At 54.5% G+C, this 20,059-nt stretch carries 26 protein-coding genes; 15 read left to right on the forward strand and 11 right to left on the reverse strand.

Translation table 11 applies throughout. The features are described 5' to 3' along the window. Positions 1 to 63: 63 nt before the first annotated feature. Positions 64 to 945, forward strand: a complete 882-nt coding sequence (locus AB9F26_RS20165) for a DMT family transporter (protein WP_369768921.1) — start codon at positions 64 to 66, stop codon at positions 943 to 945. A gap of 201 nt (positions 946 to 1,146) precedes the next feature. Further along, the gene (locus AB9F26_RS20170) at positions 1,147 to 1,425 is read left to right on the forward strand and encodes a hypothetical protein (RefSeq protein WP_369768922.1); all 279 of its coding nucleotides are present in this window, start codon (positions 1,147 to 1,149) and stop codon (positions 1,423 to 1,425) included. A 430-nt stretch (positions 1,426 to 1,855) separates the two neighbouring features. Here AB9F26_RS20170 and AB9F26_RS20175 read toward each other — a convergent pair whose 3' ends face one another. After that, positions 1,856 to 2,035, reverse strand: coding sequence for a hypothetical protein (locus AB9F26_RS20175; RefSeq protein ID WP_369768923.1), 180 nt, complete (start codon positions 2,033 to 2,035; stop codon positions 1,856 to 1,858). A gap of 466 nt (positions 2,036 to 2,501) precedes the next feature. Then, entirely contained in the window at positions 2,502 to 2,921 is a 420-nt protein-coding gene (locus tag AB9F26_RS20180; RefSeq protein WP_335586166.1) for a nuclear transport factor 2 family protein, read from the reverse strand. Between the two features lie 108 nt (positions 2,922 to 3,029). On the opposite strand from AB9F26_RS20180, the gene AB9F26_RS20185 reads away from it, so the two are divergent. Beyond that, on the forward strand, positions 3,030 to 3,242 hold the full coding sequence (locus AB9F26_RS20185) for a LysR family transcriptional regulator (RefSeq protein WP_369756864.1): 213 nt from the start codon (positions 3,030 to 3,032) through the stop codon (positions 3,240 to 3,242). A gap of 354 nt (positions 3,243 to 3,596) precedes the next feature. Here the strand turns inward: AB9F26_RS20185 and AB9F26_RS20190 are convergent, their stop codons facing one another. The 6 genes from AB9F26_RS20190 to AB9F26_RS20215 form a co-directional block, all read right to left on the reverse strand. Next, entirely contained in the window at positions 3,597 to 4,676 is a 1,080-nt protein-coding gene (locus AB9F26_RS20190) for an ABC transporter ATP-binding protein (protein ID WP_369768924.1), read from the reverse strand. 12 nt (positions 4,677 to 4,688) lie between these two features. Continuing rightward, entirely contained in the window at positions 4,689 to 5,528 is an 840-nt protein-coding gene (locus tag AB9F26_RS20195) for a carbohydrate ABC transporter permease (protein ID WP_335586168.1), read from the reverse strand. 8 nt (positions 5,529 to 5,536) lie between these two features. After that, positions 5,537 to 6,400, reverse strand: coding sequence for a carbohydrate ABC transporter permease (locus tag AB9F26_RS20200; protein ID WP_369768925.1), 864 nt, complete (start codon positions 6,398 to 6,400; stop codon positions 5,537 to 5,539). Positions 6,401 to 6,468: 68 nt separating this feature from the next. Further along, a complete protein-coding gene (locus AB9F26_RS20205) occupies positions 6,469 to 7,731 on the reverse strand; it encodes a sugar ABC transporter substrate-binding protein (protein ID WP_335586170.1) in 1,263 nt (420 codons plus the stop codon). A 48-nt stretch (positions 7,732 to 7,779) separates the two neighbouring features. After that, complete coding sequence (locus AB9F26_RS20210) at positions 7,780 to 8,931, reverse strand: PLP-dependent transferase (protein WP_369768926.1); 1,152 nt, start codon at positions 8,929 to 8,931, stop codon at positions 7,780 to 7,782. Then, complete coding sequence (locus tag AB9F26_RS20215) at positions 8,924 to 9,694, reverse strand: FCD domain-containing protein (RefSeq protein ID WP_335586172.1); 771 nt, start codon at positions 9,692 to 9,694, stop codon at positions 8,924 to 8,926. Before AB9F26_RS20215 ends, AB9F26_RS20210 begins: the two co-directional genes overlap by 8 nt. A gap of 240 nt (positions 9,695 to 9,934) precedes the next feature. Here AB9F26_RS20215 and AB9F26_RS20220 point away from each other — a divergent pair, with 240 nt between their 5' ends. The 11 genes from AB9F26_RS20220 to AB9F26_RS20270 are packed head-to-tail and all read left to right on the forward strand — an operon-like array spanning position 9,935 to position 16,600. Then, positions 9,935 to 10,360: an Rrf2 family transcriptional regulator gene (locus AB9F26_RS20220; protein WP_335586173.1), complete on the forward strand. Its 426-nt coding sequence runs from the start codon at positions 9,935 to 9,937 to the stop codon at positions 10,358 to 10,360. A 1-nt stretch (position 10,361) separates the two neighbouring features. Continuing rightward, positions 10,362 to 11,999 (forward strand): cytochrome-c oxidase, cbb3-type subunit I, encoded by a 1,638-nt coding sequence (ccoN, locus tag AB9F26_RS20225; RefSeq protein ID WP_335586174.1) that lies wholly within the window; start codon positions 10,362 to 10,364, stop codon positions 11,997 to 11,999. A 3-nt stretch (positions 12,000 to 12,002) separates the two neighbouring features. Continuing rightward, entirely contained in the window at positions 12,003 to 12,731 is a 729-nt protein-coding gene (gene ccoO, locus AB9F26_RS20230; protein ID WP_335586175.1) for a cytochrome-c oxidase, cbb3-type subunit II, read from the forward strand. Further along, positions 12,728 to 12,895, forward strand: coding sequence for a cbb3-type cytochrome oxidase subunit 3 (locus tag AB9F26_RS20235; RefSeq protein ID WP_369768927.1), 168 nt, complete (start codon positions 12,728 to 12,730; stop codon positions 12,893 to 12,895). The genes ccoO and AB9F26_RS20235 overlap by 4 nt, the downstream gene beginning before the upstream one ends. Then, on the forward strand, positions 12,892 to 13,764 hold the full coding sequence (ccoP, locus tag AB9F26_RS20240) for a cytochrome-c oxidase, cbb3-type subunit III (RefSeq protein ID WP_369768928.1): 873 nt from the start codon (positions 12,892 to 12,894) through the stop codon (positions 13,762 to 13,764). The genes AB9F26_RS20235 and ccoP overlap by 4 nt, the downstream gene beginning before the upstream one ends. After that, positions 13,761 to 13,916 carry a hypothetical protein gene (locus AB9F26_RS20245; protein ID WP_335586178.1) on the forward strand — a complete coding sequence of 52 codons (156 nt, stop codon included), beginning with the start codon at positions 13,761 to 13,763 and terminating at the stop codon, positions 13,914 to 13,916. The genes ccoP and AB9F26_RS20245 overlap by 4 nt, the downstream gene beginning before the upstream one ends. A 10-nt stretch (positions 13,917 to 13,926) precedes the next feature. Further along, positions 13,927 to 14,724: a DUF2189 domain-containing protein gene (locus AB9F26_RS20250; protein WP_369768929.1), complete on the forward strand. Its 798-nt coding sequence runs from the start codon at positions 13,927 to 13,929 to the stop codon at positions 14,722 to 14,724. Then, the gene (gene ccoS, locus AB9F26_RS20255) at positions 14,721 to 14,921 is read left to right on the forward strand and encodes a cbb3-type cytochrome oxidase assembly protein CcoS (RefSeq protein ID WP_335586180.1); all 201 of its coding nucleotides are present in this window, start codon (positions 14,721 to 14,723) and stop codon (positions 14,919 to 14,921) included. Before AB9F26_RS20250 ends, ccoS begins: the two co-directional genes overlap by 4 nt. Then, on the forward strand, positions 14,881 to 15,114 hold the full coding sequence (locus tag AB9F26_RS20260; protein WP_039004288.1) for a hexameric tyrosine-coordinated heme protein: 234 nt from the start codon (positions 14,881 to 14,883) through the stop codon (positions 15,112 to 15,114). Before ccoS ends, AB9F26_RS20260 begins: the two co-directional genes overlap by 41 nt. Then, entirely contained in the window at positions 15,111 to 15,386 is a 276-nt protein-coding gene (locus AB9F26_RS20265; RefSeq protein ID WP_335586181.1) for a DUF6522 family protein, read from the forward strand. Before AB9F26_RS20260 ends, AB9F26_RS20265 begins: the two co-directional genes overlap by 4 nt. Positions 15,387 to 15,394: 8 nt before the next feature. Further along, the gene (locus AB9F26_RS20270; protein WP_369768930.1) at positions 15,395 to 16,600 is read left to right on the forward strand and encodes an NnrS family protein; all 1,206 of its coding nucleotides are present in this window, start codon (positions 15,395 to 15,397) and stop codon (positions 16,598 to 16,600) included. Between the two features lie 3 nt (positions 16,601 to 16,603). Here the strand turns inward: AB9F26_RS20270 and AB9F26_RS20275 are convergent, their stop codons facing one another. The 3 genes from AB9F26_RS20275 to AB9F26_RS20285 are packed head-to-tail and all read right to left on the reverse strand — an operon-like array spanning position 16,604 to position 18,921. Next, positions 16,604 to 17,290: a pentapeptide repeat-containing protein gene (locus AB9F26_RS20275; protein WP_369768931.1), complete on the reverse strand. Its 687-nt coding sequence runs from the start codon at positions 17,288 to 17,290 to the stop codon at positions 16,604 to 16,606. Positions 17,291 to 17,329: 39 nt separating this feature from the next. Beyond that, positions 17,330 to 17,932 carry an exonuclease domain-containing protein gene (locus AB9F26_RS20280; protein WP_335586185.1) on the reverse strand — a complete coding sequence of 201 codons (603 nt, stop codon included), beginning with the start codon at positions 17,930 to 17,932 and terminating at the stop codon, positions 17,330 to 17,332. After that, positions 17,929 to 18,921 carry an LLM class flavin-dependent oxidoreductase gene (locus AB9F26_RS20285; protein ID WP_369768932.1) on the reverse strand — a complete coding sequence of 331 codons (993 nt, stop codon included), beginning with the start codon at positions 18,919 to 18,921 and terminating at the stop codon, positions 17,929 to 17,931. The genes AB9F26_RS20280 and AB9F26_RS20285 overlap by 4 nt, the downstream gene beginning before the upstream one ends. Before the next feature lie 238 nt (positions 18,922 to 19,159). Between AB9F26_RS20285 and AB9F26_RS20290 the strand changes: the two genes are divergently transcribed. Then, a complete protein-coding gene (locus tag AB9F26_RS20290; protein ID WP_369768933.1) occupies positions 19,160 to 19,957 on the forward strand; it encodes a sulfotransferase in 798 nt (265 codons plus the stop codon). Positions 19,958 to 20,059 lie beyond the last annotated feature (102 nt).

The following is a 20,059-nucleotide window of genomic DNA, read 5'->3' on the forward strand; positions in this document are numbered from 1 at the left end:
ACCAAAATTAAACATGCCAAAGGCGATAGTGCCCAAAGCACAGTATCTCTCTGGAAAGACTGTATGAACAACCTCAACGGCATATTGCTGATGATCGCCGCTATGGCTGGATTCGCGCTGGAAGATTTGTTTGTAAAACTACTCTCCAGCACAATCTCCACAGGTCAGATTTTGATCGTGCTTGGCGCCTGTAGTTCCATCGGTTTCGCGCTCATGGCATACACCAAGGGGCACAACATATTCGCAGCACACGTCTGGACGCGTGCAACCATCGCGCGCGCATCGGCCGACGCCATCGCAGCCGTTGCTTTTGTAACATCCCTATCCTTGGTCCCCATTTCCACAGTTGCCGCCGTGTTTCAAGTGACGCCTTTGGTCATCACAATGGGGGCCGCGTTATTTTTGGGGGAACAGGTAGGTTGGCGGCGTTGGACTGCGATTACGGTCGGTTTTATCGGAGTTTTAATCATCATCAGGCCAGGCCTCAGCGGCTTTGACCCTGCCGTGCTTTTAGTACTCATCTCAGTTGTTGGCGTTGCAGCGCGTGATCTGATCACCCGCAGAATTCCTGAGAATGTCGCTTCAACAGTAATCTCATTCCAAGCCTTCGCATCGCTGATTGTTGCGGGCACAATACTGCTGTTTTTGAGCTCGGATACGCTGGTTGCCGTTTCAGAGCTAGAAGCCGCCTATTTTGTCGGCGGTGTTTTTTTTGGCGGTGCCGGCTACTACGGCATTGTTGTCGCCATGCGCATAGGCGACGCCTCGACCGTCACCCCGTTTCGCTACACACGCCTGTTGTTTTCACTTGTTATCGGCGTGTTGGTTTTCAACGAGCGCCCCGATGCACTGACCTTACTCGGAGCTGCTATCGTCATTGGCACAGGGTTATTCACATTCTTGCGCGAACGTAGGGCGTTGTCACGTTCCGAAATACGGGTGTAGGGTTGTTAGTGCTCTTCATCAGGCTACTGACTCTGAATACTTCGTTCACGGCAACGAACTGGCTGTTGTCAGTTGGCACTTTTCAGCGATTGATCCTGCAGCGCTGGACGGTTCTCCAAATCGAAGACCGCCGCTTTGGATGATACGTCCAAAATAGAACTCAACAGAGAATGTCCGAAGCCACGACGGGGCCTTAGAAGAATGACGCGTTTTATTTTGGCCCTCCTGTTGCCCTCTCTCGCCCTCTCGTCCGCAGCGCAAGCCTTCTGTGATCCACCTGCTGCTCCCCCTCGCACAAACGCTGACGTGGCCCGGGAATACCAAGAAGAATTCCGACAAGAGTTTGAGCATTATTTCAGCGACGCGCAACGCTACCTGCGCTGTCTCGATCAAGAACGCGCGAAAGTAATGGACGACGTTCAAGACACTGCCGAACGTTACGATAGGTTTCTGAAGGATAGCGATACGTGGGTTGATTAGAGCTCCGGTTGCCGTGCAGATCGACGCGACATCAAGCGGCCTTGCAGACAACCTCTGCCGCGGCTCAGAAAGAGGCGCGGCAGCAGATATTGAGATCATGAGAGCGGATTAAAGTGATCCCTTCAAGGGCCGCATTTTTTGGATTTGGCTTCCAGCAAAGCTGAAGAATTCCTTACAGGGGCTTCCGAGTGGCTGTTGCTGCCACCCAAAAACTTCAGTCTAGGCAATTATCTGACCATACCAAAATCACAGCTAAGATAACTAACGCCCGCCAACGGATAAGCCTTGGTCATGCCAAGGAGTACAGACGGTCAAAACCCCAGTGCTTCTATACCGCTGTCGGAGGTGAGTGGTTTGCGGACAGATGGGGCGTTCAACAAACGCTTGTCTTATGAATATCCCAGCTTTTGTGCGAAACAAGAGCCACAGCTCAGCACTTTAGAATGCTGAGCTGTGGTGGTGGTTGGATCGTCAAACGCTTGTTTTTTGAGGACCGTAAAGGAGTAAGATCAACCACCACCTTCGCCAAAGGCCTGAACGGATACAGAGCGGCAAAGGTTTCATCGGCGATTTCAGGACTGACGACTTTCAGCTCATCAATTGTCACCATGCCATCCCCATTGGTATCCAGTTCGGACACGCTGGCAGCCCAAGTAGGGACAGTAAAAGCAAGAATGGCGGCGGTCGTTGTGAGGACAGTTTTAATATTAAGTCTCCGTTATTTAATTAAGGCTCTAGTTCGCCTATCTGACTAAAACCTAATTTATTTTCGAATGATCCCTAAATCAGCAAACCGGCATTTAACAGGCGCAGGGCCGCCGTTTTTGGGCGTCTAGTTGGGCGCGATGTCTCTGGAAAAACAATGGCTTCAAAACGTAGCAAGTTACCACTTGTTCAGAGGGGGTAAACCGCCGTTTGAATTGCTCTTTGGTATCAAAATTGAAACTTTCTGGCGGTTCGGCGAACAAAGTGTGAATTCTGTCTGTTCGAACAAATGACTGCTTTTCAAACTACCCACAGGGGTACCTCCAATAACACGGCGCGACGGATCCGGCTCCGTTTTGCTTCAATGCCCATCACAATTCATCGGGTGTGGTCAGGGATGCCTCATCAATGTGTAAGATGATCTTGTTCAAAGGCGTGTCGCCCTGAGACATATCGAAATGGCATTCTGCTGCGGCGGAACCGATCAAACTTGGCCCGACTTTCACCTGCATCTTGGCGACATAAAAACTAAGCTTCCCGGTGGTGCCATCCACATCAAGATAGAAGTTACTCAAAAAATGACGCACTCCATGTTCCATCCCAGACGCAACATGGTTGGTCATGAAGTCGCGGATCGTCTCACGTCCCTGCATGGCACCAAACAGGCTTTCGAACGAAGCGTCCTCGGTAAAGAAAGCCATGTATCCGCCGACATCTTCGGCATCTAGGCAGGCATACATCCTGACAACTTGTTCTTGCAGGTGGTTCTTGAGTTCAGTTGTGTTGGTCATTTTACTTCCTCCATTTTTTTCCTGCATACATGATCAAAGGCCGTCCAAAAATTGGCAATCTATGCAAATCTACCGTGCAAAAATAGGAGTCGGAGGAAGCGAGAGTTGATGGATTGGAATGACTACCGCGTCTTTTTGGCAATCGCACGGGCCAGAAATATTGCAGGCGCAGCGCGTACACTTGGAGTGAACCACTCGACGGTTTCGCGTCGCCTAGCACAATCACTATTCTACCGCGCGTCAGGCGGTCGAAATCTCGTCCCAGACCGCATTGCACGTCTCGGCACGCAGCGGTCTGGGCATTGCCGAACTGCCCTGTAGGATCGGGGATACTGATCCGGAACTGACCCGCGTCGCCCCGATGCAATCGTATTACGATAGTGAACTTTGGTTCCTCTTTCGGCGTGATTTGCGCCACACAGCCCGATTGACGGTGTTCCGAACCTTCATAACCGAATTGTTTCACGCTGAAAAACGTCTATTTGATGGCAGCTTTGGTGATGACAAGTTGCGCGAAAGATCACCGCATCCCACAAATTGACGGCAGGCACGAGACTTAGTCTGAATCCCTTAATCGTTTTTCTAATGTCATCCAACGAGTTCATTTCGATAATTATTGCAAAAACTCGGACAACTCTCCTTGGTTGCGACAACGCCGCGCACATTACTGCCGGTTTAAGCTGTCGCGGATGTAACCCGCCGCAAAGCCGTGCCACCCGCTGCGAAAATATGGGCATTTTCGGATTGAATGCGCAGGCCAAGCCGATCACCAGATTTGGCGGGAATATTTCCGTGTTTGCGCACCATCAAAGGACCAAGCCCCTCAACGTTGACATAGATATTAGTGTCCGATCCCAAATGCTCGACCACGTCAGCGATTCCGACCAAGTGCCCTGCGTTTGGGTCTACGACGTCGATATGTTCGGGACGAATACCCATCTCAACGGCGGCCAGCGTGTCTGGCAAATGTGGCAATGGGATCGTCACACCATCGGCCGTCGTCACTCCACCGGATAGCCCCTTTACGGGCACCACATTCATTGTGGGCGACCCGATAAATTGGGCCACGAATTTATTCGCGGGACGTTCATAGAGATCAAGCGGCGAGCCGACTTGTTGGATGTCGCCCCCATCCAAGACCACGATCCGATCCGCCAGAGTGAGCGCCTCGACCTGATCATGGGTCACATAGACCATCGTCGCGCCAAGCTTTTGGTGAAGTCGCGCAATTTCCAGCCGCATTTCAACCCGCAGGGCCGCATCAAGATTCGAGAGCGGTTCGTCAAACAAAAAGGCGCGCGGGTCGCGGATAATGGCGCGACCCATCGCAACACGTTGGCGCTGACCGCCAGAAAGCGCCTTGGGCAAACGCTCGGTCAAAGCGGTTAGGCCGAGGGTTTTCGCCGCCTGTTTCACCCGCGAAACGCGCTCATTTGCGGGGTCTTTTCGGATCTCCATCGAGAACCCCATGTTGCGCGCCACGCTCATATGCGGATAAAGCGCATAGGATTGAAAAACCATCGCGATGTCGCGATCCCGCGGCCGCACGTCATTCATGATTTCGCCGTCAATCAGGAATTCACCCGAGGTAATAGGCTCTAACCCGGCAATCATGCGCAACAACGTGGATTTTCCACAGCCCGACGGCCCCACCAGAACCACGAATTCGCCGTCCTGAATATCAAGGTTAATATCGCGCAGCACCTCAACGGAGCCATAGCGTTTCACCACATCTTTGAGTTCGATACGTGCCATATGTTTGGCCCCTTATCCTTTTACCGCGCCGGACGTGAGGCCCTGAACGAGGTAGCGTTGAATGAAGATGAAGAAGAGACAGCTCGGGATCAGCGCCAACACGCCAGCAGCCATCATTTGCCCCCAATCCACCGAAAATTTCGAAACGAAAGTGAGCAACCCAACAGGGAAAGTCATGGCCTCGTTTTTGGAAATAAGCATGAGTGCGAACAAGAGTTCCGACCATGCCGCCGTAAAGACAAATCCGAGTGTCGCCCCCAATCCGGGAAGCGTCAGCGGGAAAATCACTTGGCGCAGAGCCTGAAACCGTGTGCAACCATCCATCATCGCCGCTTCCTCAAGATCCTTGGGAATACCATCAAAGAAGGACTGCATCAGGAAAGTCGCGAAGGGGATGTTGAACGCGGTATAAACCACAATCAGCGAGGTCAGCGAATTGAGCATCCCAAGCGAGGCCACGATCTTGTATATCGGCGCGATAATCATCAACAGCGGAAACATCTGGGTGATGAGCATAATCGCCACGATCAGCTTTTTCCCCGCGAAATCGAACCGCGAAAACGCATAGCCCGCCCCAGCCGCAAAAAACGTTGTCAGCGCCGCCGTTCCCAGAGACACATAGAGAGAGTTTCCGAAATACTGAAGAAAATCGGTTTGAAAAATCACCGTGCCGAAATTTTCAAACGTATAGCTCGACGGCCAAAGTTTTGTGCCCTCGGTATAGATCAACTTATCCGGCGTAATGGCGATTTTAAACAGCCAGTATAGCGGAAAAAGAGCGAAGCTGAGATAAGCCAAAAGGGCGGCGTATTTTCCAACGGTCAGGACGGGGCGTTTGCGTGTGATTGACATAATAAACCTCAGACCTTGACCAGCTTCTTGCGAAGCCAAAGCAGGACCACCGCATAGACCAACAGGATGCCCAGAAGGGCGACGGCGATGGCCGAAGCATATCCGAAATCAAGTTTGCGAAAGGCGGTGGTGAAAATATAGGAGCTGGCGATTTGCGTCGAATTCGCGGGGCCGCCGCCAGTCATCACATAGATAAGGTCGGCGAAATTGGCGATCCAGATGGTGCGCAGCAAAATGGTGATGGCAATCATCGGGGCCAAAAACGGCAGGGTAATTTTGGAGAAGGTTTGCCACGCAGATGCGCCATCAATCTCGGCAGCTTCAAAAAGCTCCCCAGGGATGGATTGTAACGCGGCCAGTAGGGTAATCGCGAAAAACGGCACGCCAAACCATATGTTGGCAACGATCGGTCCCCAAAGCGCCAAATCCGGATCGCCCATAATATTATAGGGTTCCGACAGGATTCCGAGGCTGGCCATCCAATGCGGCAAAGGCCCGATCACAGGGTTAAACAACCACGCCCACGTTAGCGCCGAGAGGAAAGTCGGCACCGCCCAAGGCAGGAACACGAGCGCCTGAAACAGCTTCTTGCCAAAGAATTGCGTGTTCAACAACATCGCCAGACCAAGGCCGAGCATGAACTGAAAGCTGATCGAATAGAAGGTCCACCAGAAGGTATTTTTCAAGGCGAGCCAGAATTTGGCATCAGACCAAAGCGCCTGATAATTTTCAAAACCAACCCAACCCGAGTCAAAGGGCTTAAGCAAGTTAATCGACTGAAAGGAATAGGAAATCCCGATGATTAACGGGATCATAATCACCGCACCAATCAGGAAAATCGCGGGCGATAAATAGAGGAAAGGCTCCACCATATATTGCCAATAAAGCGAGCGCCTAGCCCGGGTTCCCCCGGGCGAAGCTGTTGTATGTTTGCGCGAAATCACTGCGCAGCTTTCCATTTTGCATATTCAGCAGTGAGCAATTCGGCCCATTCATCCGCAACTTCTTGTGCGGTCCGCTGACCCAAAAGCGCCTCTTGGCTGGTTTCCAGCAAAATGGTGCTGCCGAAATAGCCCCATTGCTCAAGATAGGTTGGCATAACGGTCGGCTCATATTGTTCGCCATTCAACTCGGCAAACCATCCCGCAAACTGTTCCGATTGGAAATAAGGGTCCTGATCGGCGCCTGTGTGAATTGGAATAACGCCTACACGTTTGGCCCAAGTCGCGTTCGCATCTGGGTTTGACAGGGCAGCCACCAAATTCCACGCATCGTCCTTGTGCTCGGAGGAGTCAAAGATCGACCAACCGGCGAAACCGATTGTTGGGAAGGCTTTGCCAGAGGGTCCAACGGGCATCGGAATAACCGCGAAATCTTCGGCGGGCATCCGTTCGGAAATCGCAATCAGCGCGTCTGGGTCTTGGTCAAGGAAGGCGCAGGTTCCGGAATAAAAACCCGCGACGATCTCGTTAAAGCCCCAGTTTACACTGTCTTTGGGCGCATATCCCTTCTGATACATATCGATCATGAACTGAATGCCCTCAACGGATTTTGGCTCGTTGATGCGGCTCTGGCCATCCTCGGTAAAGAACTCATTCGTGCCGTTCATTGTGGCCGCGAACATGATCCAACCGTTGGTGCCACCTGGACCGCCACGCAGACAATACCCAGATTTACCCTCAAGTTCAGACACCGCCGCAGAGGCCGCCATGAACTCTTCCATCGTTGCAGGAGGGGTGTCTACACCCGCTTCGGCAAGGAGTTTTTTGTTGTAGAACATCGCCCGCAAATAGAAGCCGTAAGGGATCATATAAAGATCGCCCGCCTGACTGCCCATCGCCAATGTTTTTTCGGTGAGGGTGCTGCCGTTTTCCCAGCCGTCAACATAGCCCGCAAGGCTGGCCAACTGACCCGACCCCGCATAAAGCGCTTGCCATGTGTCGGGCATTTCGACCACGTCAGGGATGTCGCCGCCCGCAACCATCGTCGCGAGTTTTTCAAACGCCTGACCCCATGGGAGGCTGGTAATTTCGACCGTCACACCGGGATTTGCAGCCTCGTAAGCATCGACCATGCCCTGCAAAACTTCGGTGCGCTCGGGGCTGGTGATCACTTCAACCAGCTTAAGCGTGGTGTCGGCATATGCACTTGAAGCCATCAGCATGGCAGCAGCGCTTAATGCGGTAAGTAGATTTTTTGTCATAGTCTCCATCCTTGTTGAACGTTAATACGAGCGTCTTTTTATGCCTGATTAGGCCGCGCTTTGGCTCAGGGCGGCACTAAAGTCCGCCCAAAGATCTTCTGGATCCTCCAACCCAAGGCTGAGTCTGACCAGCTGAGGAGAAACACCAAATTTTTGCATTGAATTTTGTTCACCAGCTTGGGCTAGGCCCACTCTCGCCGGTAGAATAAGGCTCTCAAACCCGCCCCAACTCACGCCAAGGCGGAAATGTTGCAGCGCATCCGAGAATTTCGGAATGTCGACGCTCTCGTCAAATTCAATCGACAACAAGCCGCTGCGCCCCGTCAATCCGGGAACGTGGTTCGCGCCGGGGCTGTTGATTTTGCGCACCTGCGGCAGCGAGGCAAGGCGATCGATAAACAGGTTCGCCGTCGCTTGATGTTGCATCATCCGCGCGTTGAGGGTGCGCATTCCACGCACCAGCAAGAAGGCCTCAAACGGCGCAAGTTTCGCCCCCAAGAGTGGCAGCGTCAGATCACGAATTTTCCCGATATGCTCAGCGGAAGACACCACGACACCGGCCACAGTATCCGAGTGCCCCGAGATGTATTTCGACGCCGAATGGATAACGATATCAATGCCCAAGGTCAGCGGGTTTTGGAAAACAGGCGTCGCCCACGAGTTGTCGATCATCGTCAGCGTACCGTGCCGCGCGGCATGTCCCGCCACTTTCGCGAGGTCAACGGACACGAAAATAACCGAACTTGGGCTTTCGAGATAAGCAATCTTGACCCCTTTCAGAAGGTCAGGATCATCCTCAAATGCACTGGCGGTATGATAGGTTGTTTCAATCCCAAAGGGACGCAACATCTGCTCCATAAACTTGAACGTGTCCGGATAAACATGCTCAACACAGGCCACCCGATCACCGGGTTTTAGGAACGCCAGCAAGGTCGACGTAATCGCCGCAATGCCCGAAGCAAACCCAACGGCGGCCTCGCCCTTCTCGGCTTTTGCCATCAATCCTTCAAACGCCGCTACGGTCGGGTTTTGCACACGGGTATAAATCGCCGTATTTGTGCGCCCCGCCATCCGGTCCTCAAACGCCTGATAATTATCAAACGCAAACAGCGACGTTTGCACGATTGGCGGCACAATAGAGCCGTGTACATCGTCAAGAACGGAGGCAAGCAAGGTGGATATATTGTCGCTTTCAACCATTATAGGTCTCCATAATCTCGCGGACATTTTGTTCTACTAAGTTCATAATCTCATCCGTAATTCTCGCAGCGGCATTTTCGTCATTGGCAATGACCGCATCTGCGAGCCCCAAATGCAGGGGAATTGAAGCTTGGCCCAAATGTGGTTGGCCAAAGGGTGTTTCGTAAATTTCGTTAAAGCCTTGCTGAATTTGCCGAATGAGTTGTCCGAAAAGCGGATTTCCCGAGGCTTCGTGCAAAGCGCGGTGAAATTCGTAATCTGCCGCGCGCCAATCGCCGCCAGCGTCATAAATGCGCATCAGTTCCAAAACGCGTCGATAAATTTCGCGCTTTTGTTCGTCATTCGCATAGCGTGCGGCCAAGCGCGATGTCTCGATTTCAAGTGGTCGGCGCACGGAATGGGTCCGCAAAAGGCTCTCGGCTTCGAGCTTGAGCGTCACAGGCATATGGATGGAATTGGACCAGACTTCGGCGGCCAACCGTGTGCCCGCCTTTTTGTTGCGCGTCACGATCCCCATGTTTTGCCATGCGGTCAAAGCCTCGCGCACTTTGGCACGCCCAACTCCCAGTTTCTGGGCAATCTGAACCTCGGGCGGCAAGCTATCCCCAATCCCCAATCCCGCGCGTTCAATCATTAAGGACAGCGCATCCAGCACGTCACGCTTACTGTTGCCCGCTTCTAATAAATCGAGCGCTTGGGCGACTTGTTGCGCCCGATCTCGTTTTGATTGTTGCGTTTGATCTGGCAAAACCGTGACCCCCATGAACCTTCTGAAGTAACGCTACGATATAATGTCCGACAAAATCAAGTATAATGTATGACAAAATATAATCATGTATTTTCATTAAGTTAGAAAACAATAGGCTCTATTTTTTGCCAAACCCCGTCACTGACCAAAAGTGATTCGAAAAGATCTCACCGCCTGCCGAAGCAATTCCTGCTTGCATTCTTGGCTCGCTCTGATAATAGGTACTATAGATACCTATTTAATGCGGAGCCCTTCATGCGCCTCACCTCCTTCACCGATTACGGCCTGCGTATGCTTATGCGTATGGCAAGCGCCCCAGAGCGCGCGTTTTCGACCGCAGAATTGGCGGATGAGTTTGAATTGTCGCGCAATCACCTGACCAAAATCATGCAACGACTGGCTGCGGGTGGCATCGTCACAACCCGTCGTGGTAGTGGTGGTGGAGCGACCCTGGCACGGGCGGCCACGGACATTCGCCTCGGGGAGCTTGTAAGGTTGCTCGAAGATGGCCAGCCGCTTGTTGAATGCTTTGGCGCGAGTGGTGGCGATTGCACAATCGACGGGCGCTGTCGGTTAAAAGCCAAACTTCGCTCCGCCGAAAGGGCCTTTTTGGCTGATCTTGATCGCGAGACATTGGCAGATATCGCCCTCGCCCCACTTGTTACCCCAAAGGAATTTTAGCATGACCGCAGCCGCAACACTCAGTCAATCTGAACGGCGGGTCGGCTTTGGCCTCGCGGTCGCTCTTGTCCTCCTTGGCTTGCTCATGGCCGCCGGCGCGCGTCACGGCGTGATGGCGGTTCATGGCACAATGGCCATGGTTTTAGGCCTGTATCTGGTTTTTAGCATCGGCGGCGCCTTCTATGATCCTGAACCCAACGCAGATCGTGCCAACCAATATTATGACCGGCCCACGCGGTTCGGAATCCATATGACGTTAATCTGGGCCATTCTCGGCATGGGGGTCGGTGTTTGGGTCGCCGCCCTTCTTTATTGGCCAGAAGCAACGCCCGCCGTCGGTTGGACCAGCTTTGGCCGCTTGCGCCCCGTACACACAACCAGCGTGATTTTCGGCTTTGGCGGTAACGCCCTGATTGCCACGTCTTTCTACGTGCTTCAGCGCACGGCCCGCACCCGTCTCGCGGATTCCATCAGCCCTTGGTTCATCCTCATCGGCTTCAATCTATTCTGCGTTTGGGCTGTAACGGGCTACCTAATGGGCAGCACCCAATCCAAAGAATACGCCGAAGCCGAGTGGTATGCCGATCTGTGGTTGGTCGTCGTTTGGGTGATCTATTTCACCCTCTATATCCGCACTTTGGCCCGCCGCCATGAGCCGCATATTTACGTGGCGAACTGGTACTATATGGCCTTTATCCTCGTTGTTGCGATGCTGCATATTGTCAACAATCTTGCCCTACCTGTGAGTTTTGGTGCCGCCGATAGCTTCACCATTTGGGCGGGGGTTCAGGACGCCATGATCCAGTGGTGGTATGGGCACAACGCCGTCGCGTTTTTCCTGACCGCTGGGTTTCTGGGGATGCTCTATTACTTCCTGCCTGTCCGCTCTGGGCGTCCGATTTGGTCATATCGCCTGTCAATCGTCAGCTTCTGGGGCATCGTGTTTTTCTATATCTGGGTTGGCTCGCACCACCTGCATTACACCGCCCTTCCCTATTGGGTTCAGACCCTCGGCATGACGTTTTCGATCATGCTTTTGGTGCCGTCTTGGGCGTCTGCGGGCAATGCCATCGCCACCCTAAACGGTGCGTGGCACAAGGTACGCGATGACGCGACTTTGCGGTTCATGTTCGTCGCAGCGGTGTTCTACGGGCTCTCAACGTTTGAGGGCTCCTTCATGGCGATCCGTCCAGTGAACTCCCTAAGTCACTATACCGATTGGACCATCGGACACGTGCATTCCGGCACGCTTGGCTGGGTTGCGATGATCATCTTCGGCGCGATCTATACCTTGGTGCCGCAAATTTCGGGCCGTGAAACCATGGCCTCGCCGCGTGCGATTGAGTGGCATTTCTGGCTCGCCGTAAGTGGTACGCTGATCTACGTGATCTCAATGTGGAACGCGGGGATTACGCAGGGTTTGATGTGGCGGGCCTATGACGAAAGCGGCGCGCTGTCCTATAGCTTCGTTGAGTCGGTTCAGGCGATGGCTCCCTATTATCTGCTGCGCACAATCGGGGGGCTGATGTTCCTGACGGGCGCGATAATCTGTGCAGTAAACTGCTGGGCCACGTTCCGCTCTGCGGACCCGTTGCACGAACCGCTCGATTTTCCTCTCAAGCCACAAGCGGCGGAGTAGACCATGTTAAAGCTGCATTATAATCTTGAAAAAGTCTCCATGGGTCTGGTTGTGGGCATCATTTTTGCCGCCTCCATCGGCGGCATCGTGGAAATCGCGCCTCTGTTTGTGATCGACGAAACCATCGAGGTGCCAGACGATATGCGCCCCCATACACCGCTCGAGTTGGCGGGGCGCGAAATCTATATTCGCGAGGGATGCTACGCCTGTCACAGCCAAATGATCCGCAGCCTCGCCGATGAGTTGGACCGTTACGGCCCCTACTCCCTCGCCGCCGAAAGTGCCTACGATCACCCGATGCTGTGGGGCTCAAAACGCACTGGCCCCGACCTCGCGCGGCAAGGCGAAAAATACTCCGACGACTGGCACCGCCTGCATTTGATCAATCCGCGCGACGTGGTTCCCGCCTCGATCATGCCCGCCTATCCGTGGCTTATGGAGCCGCTCGACACCGAGCTTTTGGAGCGCCAACTCGCAACGCTCGCCCGTCTAGGCGTGCCCTATAATCCCGACATGATCGCGTCGGCCCTTACCGATGCAACGGCCCAAAGCCAACCGGATTCCGACAATGTCGACGCCCTGCTTGAACACTATGGCGATGATATTGCGGTCCGCGCCTTTGATGGCGACCCATCGCGATTGACCGAAATGGATGCGGTGGTGGCCTATCTGCAATCCCTCGGCACCCTGACAAATGCGGCCTATGAAATCCAAGCGGGAGACGTCGAATGACCTACGAAACCCTCGTCGCTGTCGCCAAAATCTTCGGCCCGATCTGGATGATGGGGTTCTTCCTGATCGTCGTAATCCGCGCCTATAGTCCCAAACGCCGCGCCGAGCATGACCGCGCCGCCCGCTCCATCCTCCCCGACCAATTGGCGGAGGAAAACCAATGAGCGGCCCACATCACGAGCCCCCTGAAGTCGATCCCGTCACCGGCTATGAAACCACTGGCCACGATTGGAACGGCATTAAGGAACTCAATACCCCGTTTCCGAAAATCGTGATTTGGGCGCTGGTGCTCACCTTTTTATATGCCGTCATCACTTGGGTGCTATTGCCCGCGTGGCCCATCGGCAAGGATTACACGCGCGGCCTTCTTGGCCTCAGTCAGGAGCAACAGGCCCTCGACGGTTTGGAAGATTTGGACGCAAAACGCAGCGATTGGATGACGCAGTTTGATTCCCAAGATGTCGCGCCCCTTCGCGACGATGCCCCCCTGATGGCGCTCGCCATGCCCGCGGCCAATCGCCTGTTTCTGGACAATTGCGCCGCCTGTCACGGTACCGAAGGGGGCGGCGGACCGGGGTTTCCCGCGCTGAATGATGCCACTTGGCTTTGGGGCAGCGACCCTGAAATCATCGCCGAAACCCTGCGCGTCGGCATCAATGCTCCGCATGAGGACACCCGCTTTGCGGAAATGCCCGCTTTCGACTGGATGGAACCCGACGAACTCACCGCCCTTGGCGATCTGGTGTCCACTCTGCCCAATGGCGCGATGAACCCCAACGCCCCCGCGACCCTTCTGTTTGAGGAAAACTGTAGCGCGTGCCACGGCGAAACTGGCGAAGGCGGGCTGGAAAACGGCGCACCCTCCCTCACGGATGCCGCCGTTATCTATGGCCAAGACCCGCATACCGTCCTGCAAACATTACGCCACGGGCGAAAGGGCGTGATGCCATCGTGGTCGGACCGCCTCTCCAACGCCGAGATAAATCTGCTCACGCTTTATGTTGTCGAATTGGCACAGGAGGCACCCCAATGACCGCAACCTCACAGCGCAGATTGGCCATAATAGCGGCCGTGGCTTTTGTCGGAATTTTTATCGCAGCCAACGCGCATTTCATTTCGGTGGCCTTCTTGTCGCAACCCGATTGCACCCTTTCGGCGGCCCCCGCCGCCAAACCCGCCTGTTGAAGGATCTGACATGCTAGAACCTCTCCCAACGCTTCGCGCGCCTGAAAAGCCGGAATTGATCTTTGCCCGCGCCCTGCCCGCGCGCGAGGCTTTCACATGGTTGGCCGCAGGTTGGAACGACTTGCGCGCGAGTCCCGTCTCAAGCCTCGCCTATGGCATCCTGCTCGTTGCGCTCTCTTATGCCGCGCTTTGGGCCTTGGCCGCCGCGGGTCTGCTTTATCTCGCACTCCCCGCCATCGCAGGCTTTCTGATTATCGGTCCCTTCCTCGCCCTTGGCCTCTATGAAAAAAGTCGCGCACTTGAAACGGGCGACCCCGTCTCCCTCTGGCGCATGGTACTGGTGCGCCCCGCGTCCTCGGGACAGTTGGCCTATGCGGGTCTATTGCTGGGCCTATTGGTCCTATTCTGGCTCCGCGCCGCCGATTTACTCTATGCGCTCTTCTTCGGCCTCACCCCCTTTCCCGGCGCCGAAGTGGCCTTCGCCAACGTTCTGACAACAGGGCGCGGATGGTCGCTAATCCTGGTCGGCGGCGCGGTTGGCGGCCTTTTCGCGGGTTTCGCCTTCGCTCTCAGCCTGTTTTCCATACCGATGATGCTCGCCCAAAAACGCGACGCCCTTACGGCTTTGGGCCTCAGCTTCTCCATGACCCTGCAAAACCTCCCCGTCGCCCTCGCTTGGGGGGCGATCATCGCAGTCGGACTTGCAATAAGTATGGCAACGGGCCTGCTCGGTTTGGCCGTGGTTTTCCCCGTCCTCGGGCACGGCACATGGCACGCCTACCGCGCCATTTGGAAGGACGCGCAATGAGCCTTCTTGTCCTTATTCCCCTTTCCATCAGCTTCGGCCTGATCGGTGTCGCCGCCTTCTTTTGGGCGTTCCACAACAACCAATTCGATGATCCCCAAGGCAATGCCTCGCGGGTATTGCTCAAGGATATTCCCCCTCGAACAAAAGGACAGAAACATGACAACTTGGCTCCCCACCCTGATCACAAAAACTCCTGAAGAGGGCTATGAACTGGCCGTCAAACTTAGCCGCGTCGCGATAAAAATGACCCAACCCGACGCCAGCATCCGCGAAAAATTGCGCTCCGAATATGCCGTCGACCCCGATGCGCTGATCGCCTCAAGCCAGATTGTCGCCACCCATTTCGCCACGGTCGCCGCCGCCAACGGCTATTGGAGAGACGCATCATGACGCAGGTCGAAACCAATGAAGACGGTTTTGTCGTCGACGCCACCCTGCTTGCGGAGGCCTTCAATCTTGAGGTCACCACCGTTCAGGCGCTGATGCGCAACGGCGAGATCACCTCCCTAAGCGAAGCTGGCATTGACGAAGATCTTGGTCGTGCGCGCCTCACCTTCCATTACCGCGACCGCGTCGTGCGTTTTGTCGTCGATCAGGCGGGGAACATTCTCAAACGTGCAAGCTTCCCTGCCACCTCCCGCACCCCAAAAGACCAGCAATAGGCTCTAATATGAAACAGACAACCTCCGAACAAAGCCGCCAATGGCAAGGCCCCGCCGTATTCTCCTATGGCTTTCGCCCCTTCTTCCTGTTCGGAGCTCTCTGGGCGGTATTGGCGATGGTCCTCTGGATTTTGATGCTGTCGGGCAACCTCCAATTGCCAACCCACCTCGACCCAATTTCATGGCATGCGCATGAATTCCTGTTCGGTTACCTCGGCGCGATCATCGCGGGGTTTTTACTCACCGCAGTGCCCAACTGGACAGGCCGCCTCCCGGTCGTCGGCTGGAATCTAGCCGGCCTCTTCGCGCTTTGGCTTGCGGGACGTATTGCCTTGGCCAGCGCCGACCTCTGGCCCACAGGCTTCGCGGCCGCCATTGATCTGTCCTTTCCCATCGTACTGGGCGGCGTTATCCTGCGCGAGATTATCGCTGGTAAAAACTGGCGCAATCTGGTGGTCCTCGCCCTTCTATCGGTCTTCATTCTAGCAAATCTGCTGTTCCACATCGAAGCCGCACGCGGGGAAATCGCCGCACAAGGCTACGGGCTTCGGATCGGTATCTCTGCTGTGGTCCTGATGATTTCCGTCATCGGTGGGCGCGTCGTCCCCTCTTTCACCCGCAATTGGTTGGTCCAGAAAAAAGCCACACGCCTCCCCGTCCCCCCAATGAAACGCTTCGACAAAGCCACTCTTCTCGCCACGGTTCTCGCACTTCTGTTGTGGGTTTTTGCTCCAGCATTCGCCCTAACGGGGATCGCCCTCCTGATCATAGGCCTGCTGCATTTTGCCCGCCTTATCCGCTGGCAAGGGGCGCAAACCTTGGCCGAACCGCTCCTTTGGGTCCTGCATCTTGCCTACGCTTTCCTCCCCCTCGGCGCCGTTCTGGAGGGATTTTCGATCCTTCGGCCCGATCTTTTTCCCGCCATTGCCGCGCAACATTTGTGGATGGCCGGCGCGTTTGGCCTGATGACTTTGGCCATGATGACCCGCGCCACATTGGGCCACACTGGCCAAACCCTACGCGCGGGACACGGTACTGTGGCAATCTTTGCGTTCCTAATCGGATCGGTCATCGCACGCCTAGCCGCCGCATTTTACAGCGACGCGGCCATGACCCTCTATTCCCTCTCCGGTGCACTCTGGATTGCGGCCTTCCTCGGCTTCGCTCTCTTTTACGGCGCGGCCCTCATGAAACCAAAACCCGCACGCAACTAGGAACTACATCACCCGCAAACCAAGTTGCCCAAGCAATTCCGCTGCCTGTTGCCGAGAAATCACCGCGCCCTTAAAACGCCGCGCATCCGTCAACTTCACCCCGCCCAAATCACACCCCCGCAAATCTGCGTTCTCAAATCGACAGTCCGACAAGTTAGCATCGCGCAACGAACACTCGTCCAAAACCGCATCCCGAAAATCGCACGACCTCATATCGGCCTCGCTAAAATCAACTTGCTTGAGGGTCATTTTTCGAAACGAAAACTTCGGCAAAATGGCAAGAACCAGCAGAACTTCCTCAAGCACGAGGCTCATCGCCTTCGCATCCGTGAGGTCAACGCCCGTCATTTTGCACCGCAGGATTGACGCGCCGTTAAGCGTCGCGCCCAGAAAACTGGCGTTGCTAAAATCGCCGCCGTCTATCGTACCTTCCAGCAAATCAGCGCTCAGAAAACGCGACCCCGCCGAGCGGCACCCCTTGAACGTGGCCTCCTCAAGATGCGCGCCGTTGAAGGACGCCCGCGCCAGATTGCACCGCTCAAACCGCCAGCCCGCCATATCAAGTTGCGACAAGTCCATGCCTTCAAGATCGCACCCGATCAGCGTTGCCGGTTGCCCGTCGCCGCTTATGCGCTCGATTTCCACTCGCGTGGGGCGACAATCCGTGAGAGTGGTTTCGTTCAATTCCATGCCTCAAAATCCCAGAAAAATTTATACCCAACAAGTCTGCTAAAACGGAAACGAAAGTTGCCGTTCCTTCTTAGAAAGGACCAGCGCCTCAAACCCCATTTCGAGGTATTCCTCCGCATGTAACACCACCAAAGCCGCCGCGCGAGCGTCTTCTCCGGCGTCGTGATGCTCAAATTCCAGCCCCAAAATTTTCTTGAGATTGCCAAGCCCGTGCCCGCCATTGCCCTTTAATCTCGGCCACGTTCGCCGCGCAATCCCAACGCTATCACTCCACTGCAATGCGGGGTCGGGCAGGCCATTCTCGGCACAAGCTGCGTTAATGGCGTTCTTGTCGAAATTACTGTGCTGAATCAGGTGATGCCCCGCCAAAAGCGGCAGCAACCGCGCCCATATTTGTGGGAAAAGCGGTGCGTTAGAGACTGTTTGCGCATCAATCCCATGAAGTTCGGAGTTGAAAGGCTCAAATGGCATTTCAGGATTCACATAGGTGGCGTAGCACTGGATATGATTGTCGGGTTGCACACAGGCAATCCCGATCTGACAAATGCTCGCCGCATCGCCATTTGCCGTTTCCACATCAAGCGCAATAAAGCGGAACGCCCCCTGTGGAACGTCTCTAACCCGTGTGAATTCGGCGTTCACTGGCGCAACTCGGTCAGAATTTCCGCCGCAATTTTAAACGACTTCATCCGCGCCGCGTGGTCATGGATCATCCCCGTAATCATCAATTCATCGGGCTGAAAATTGTCAATTATCTGTCGCAACTGGGATTCAACCCGCGCGGGTGATCCTGTCGCCGAACATGACATCGCTTGCTTCACTTGGCTCAAAACGGCGGCGGGAACTTCCGCCGAAATATCCTTAATCGGCGCGGGTAATTTCCCCGGATTTCCTGTGCGAAGCCGCGCAAACGCCAGCAATTGTGACGTGCGAAGATACTCCGCTTCCTCGTCCGTGTCCGCCGCACAAACCCCTGCTGCCACAATCGCATAGGGCTTGGCCAAAAACTGCGAGGGTCGGAATGTTTCGCGATAAACGTCCAGCGCTTCGCCCAACATCGCAGGTGCAAAATGGGAGGCAAACGCATAGGGCAGGCCCAAATAGGCCGCGAGTTGCGCACCATAAAGGCTCGACCCCAAAATCCACACGGGAACCTGCGTCCCTTCCCCCGGAATTGCCCGCACTTTGGCCCCCGCTTTTGGCGCGTCAAAATAGCCAATTAGCTCCTGAACATCCTGTGGAAAACTATCTTCAGGGGTCATATGTCGGCGCAACGCCCGCGCCGTTTCCATGTCTGTTCCGGGCGCGCGCCCTAACCCAAGATCAATCCGATCAGGGTAAATCGTCGCCAGCGTGCCGTATTGCTCGGCCACCATCAAGGGCGCGTGATTGGGCAGCATAACGCCCCCTGCCCCGATCCGCATTTTGCGCGTCGCCGCCGCCACATGGCCGATCACCACCGCGGTTGCCGCACTGGCAATTCCGGGCATATTGTGATGCTCCGCCAACCAATAGCGATGATACCCCGCCGCCTCGGCAAGCTGGGCCAGTTCAACCGTATGCGCAATGGCGTCGGCCGCAGTTTTGCCCTCGGGAATGGGCGACAAATCGAGAAGGGAGAAATGATGCATTGAATGTGTCCTTTAGGTGGAACCTAAGGACGACACCCTCCAAAGCCAAGGGGCGGACCTACATTTGGGCAGAAAACACCACGTTGTATCAAGACTTATGCATACCGACGCCCAAGAATCCCGACTTTACAAAAACCCTTTTGCGAATTACCCGTATCCGTGATTGTTTATCGTGGGAAATTGCAACCTCATTTTCCCTGAACCGGATTAATGAAGCTCCAAAAGAGAAGTGCTAAACATGCATCCCATTGACGAATCTCAACCTGTCATTTTTGTTGGCGGCGCTCCTCGCTCTGGAACAACTGTTACGCACCATCTCATCTGTACTTCGGAAGATACCAATCCTTACCATTCCGAAATTAGTTTCATATTACCCTTTATTCAGTCCTATTGGACGGGGATGGACAATTGGGATAATCACACCAAGACCTTTTTCGCCGAGCCCGAGCATTTCCGGTTACACAGCCGCCACCACCTTGAACTCTCGCTTGCGCATGTGAGCAAAGTATTCGACGACCCCAAGATTTTGACCGTAAAAGACCCGGCGATGACACCATATTTTTCCGAAATAAATGCACTTTTGCATGGCCGGGTAAAATTTGTGACAACCGTGCGCCACCCCTACAATGTGGTGCGTTCGCTTCAGGCGGTGAATGAAAAATCCGGCCTCGTTTTTGGTGTGGAAGACGTCAAACAATGTGCTGAAGTTTATATGAGTACCTATCACCACATCGACCATCCTGGTCTTAAGGATGTTCTTTTTGTGCTTCGCTATGAAGACATCCTGCAAGAAAGCGTTCTTGACGCGTTGCGCGCGTTTACAGGCTTATCGGACATCGATCCTGACAGACTTGGCATTCATAATCCTGATCCCGACGCCGCCCTCAACGAAAACGACCCATGGTATTCCCCAAAATATCACGCCAAAATTGACATCAGCAACCGCTTAAGCCCCCTAGATCCTGAATTTCGCGCGATCGTCAATGAGATGTGTCGGCCGATGATGGAACGCTTTGATTATCACGATGAAACCTAGATTTTAACGTATCGCGGTGTGGTGTGGCAAAATTCCTTGCATACCCTTCCTTGTGCGATAATGTTGTCCAAACCATCCCCCTGTCCCAGTAGCTTTGCAAAG

The organism is Falsihalocynthiibacter sp. BN13B15, assembly GCF_041205415.1.
Taxonomy (GTDB): domain Bacteria; phylum Pseudomonadota; class Alphaproteobacteria; order Rhodobacterales; family Rhodobacteraceae; genus Falsihalocynthiibacter; species Falsihalocynthiibacter arcticus.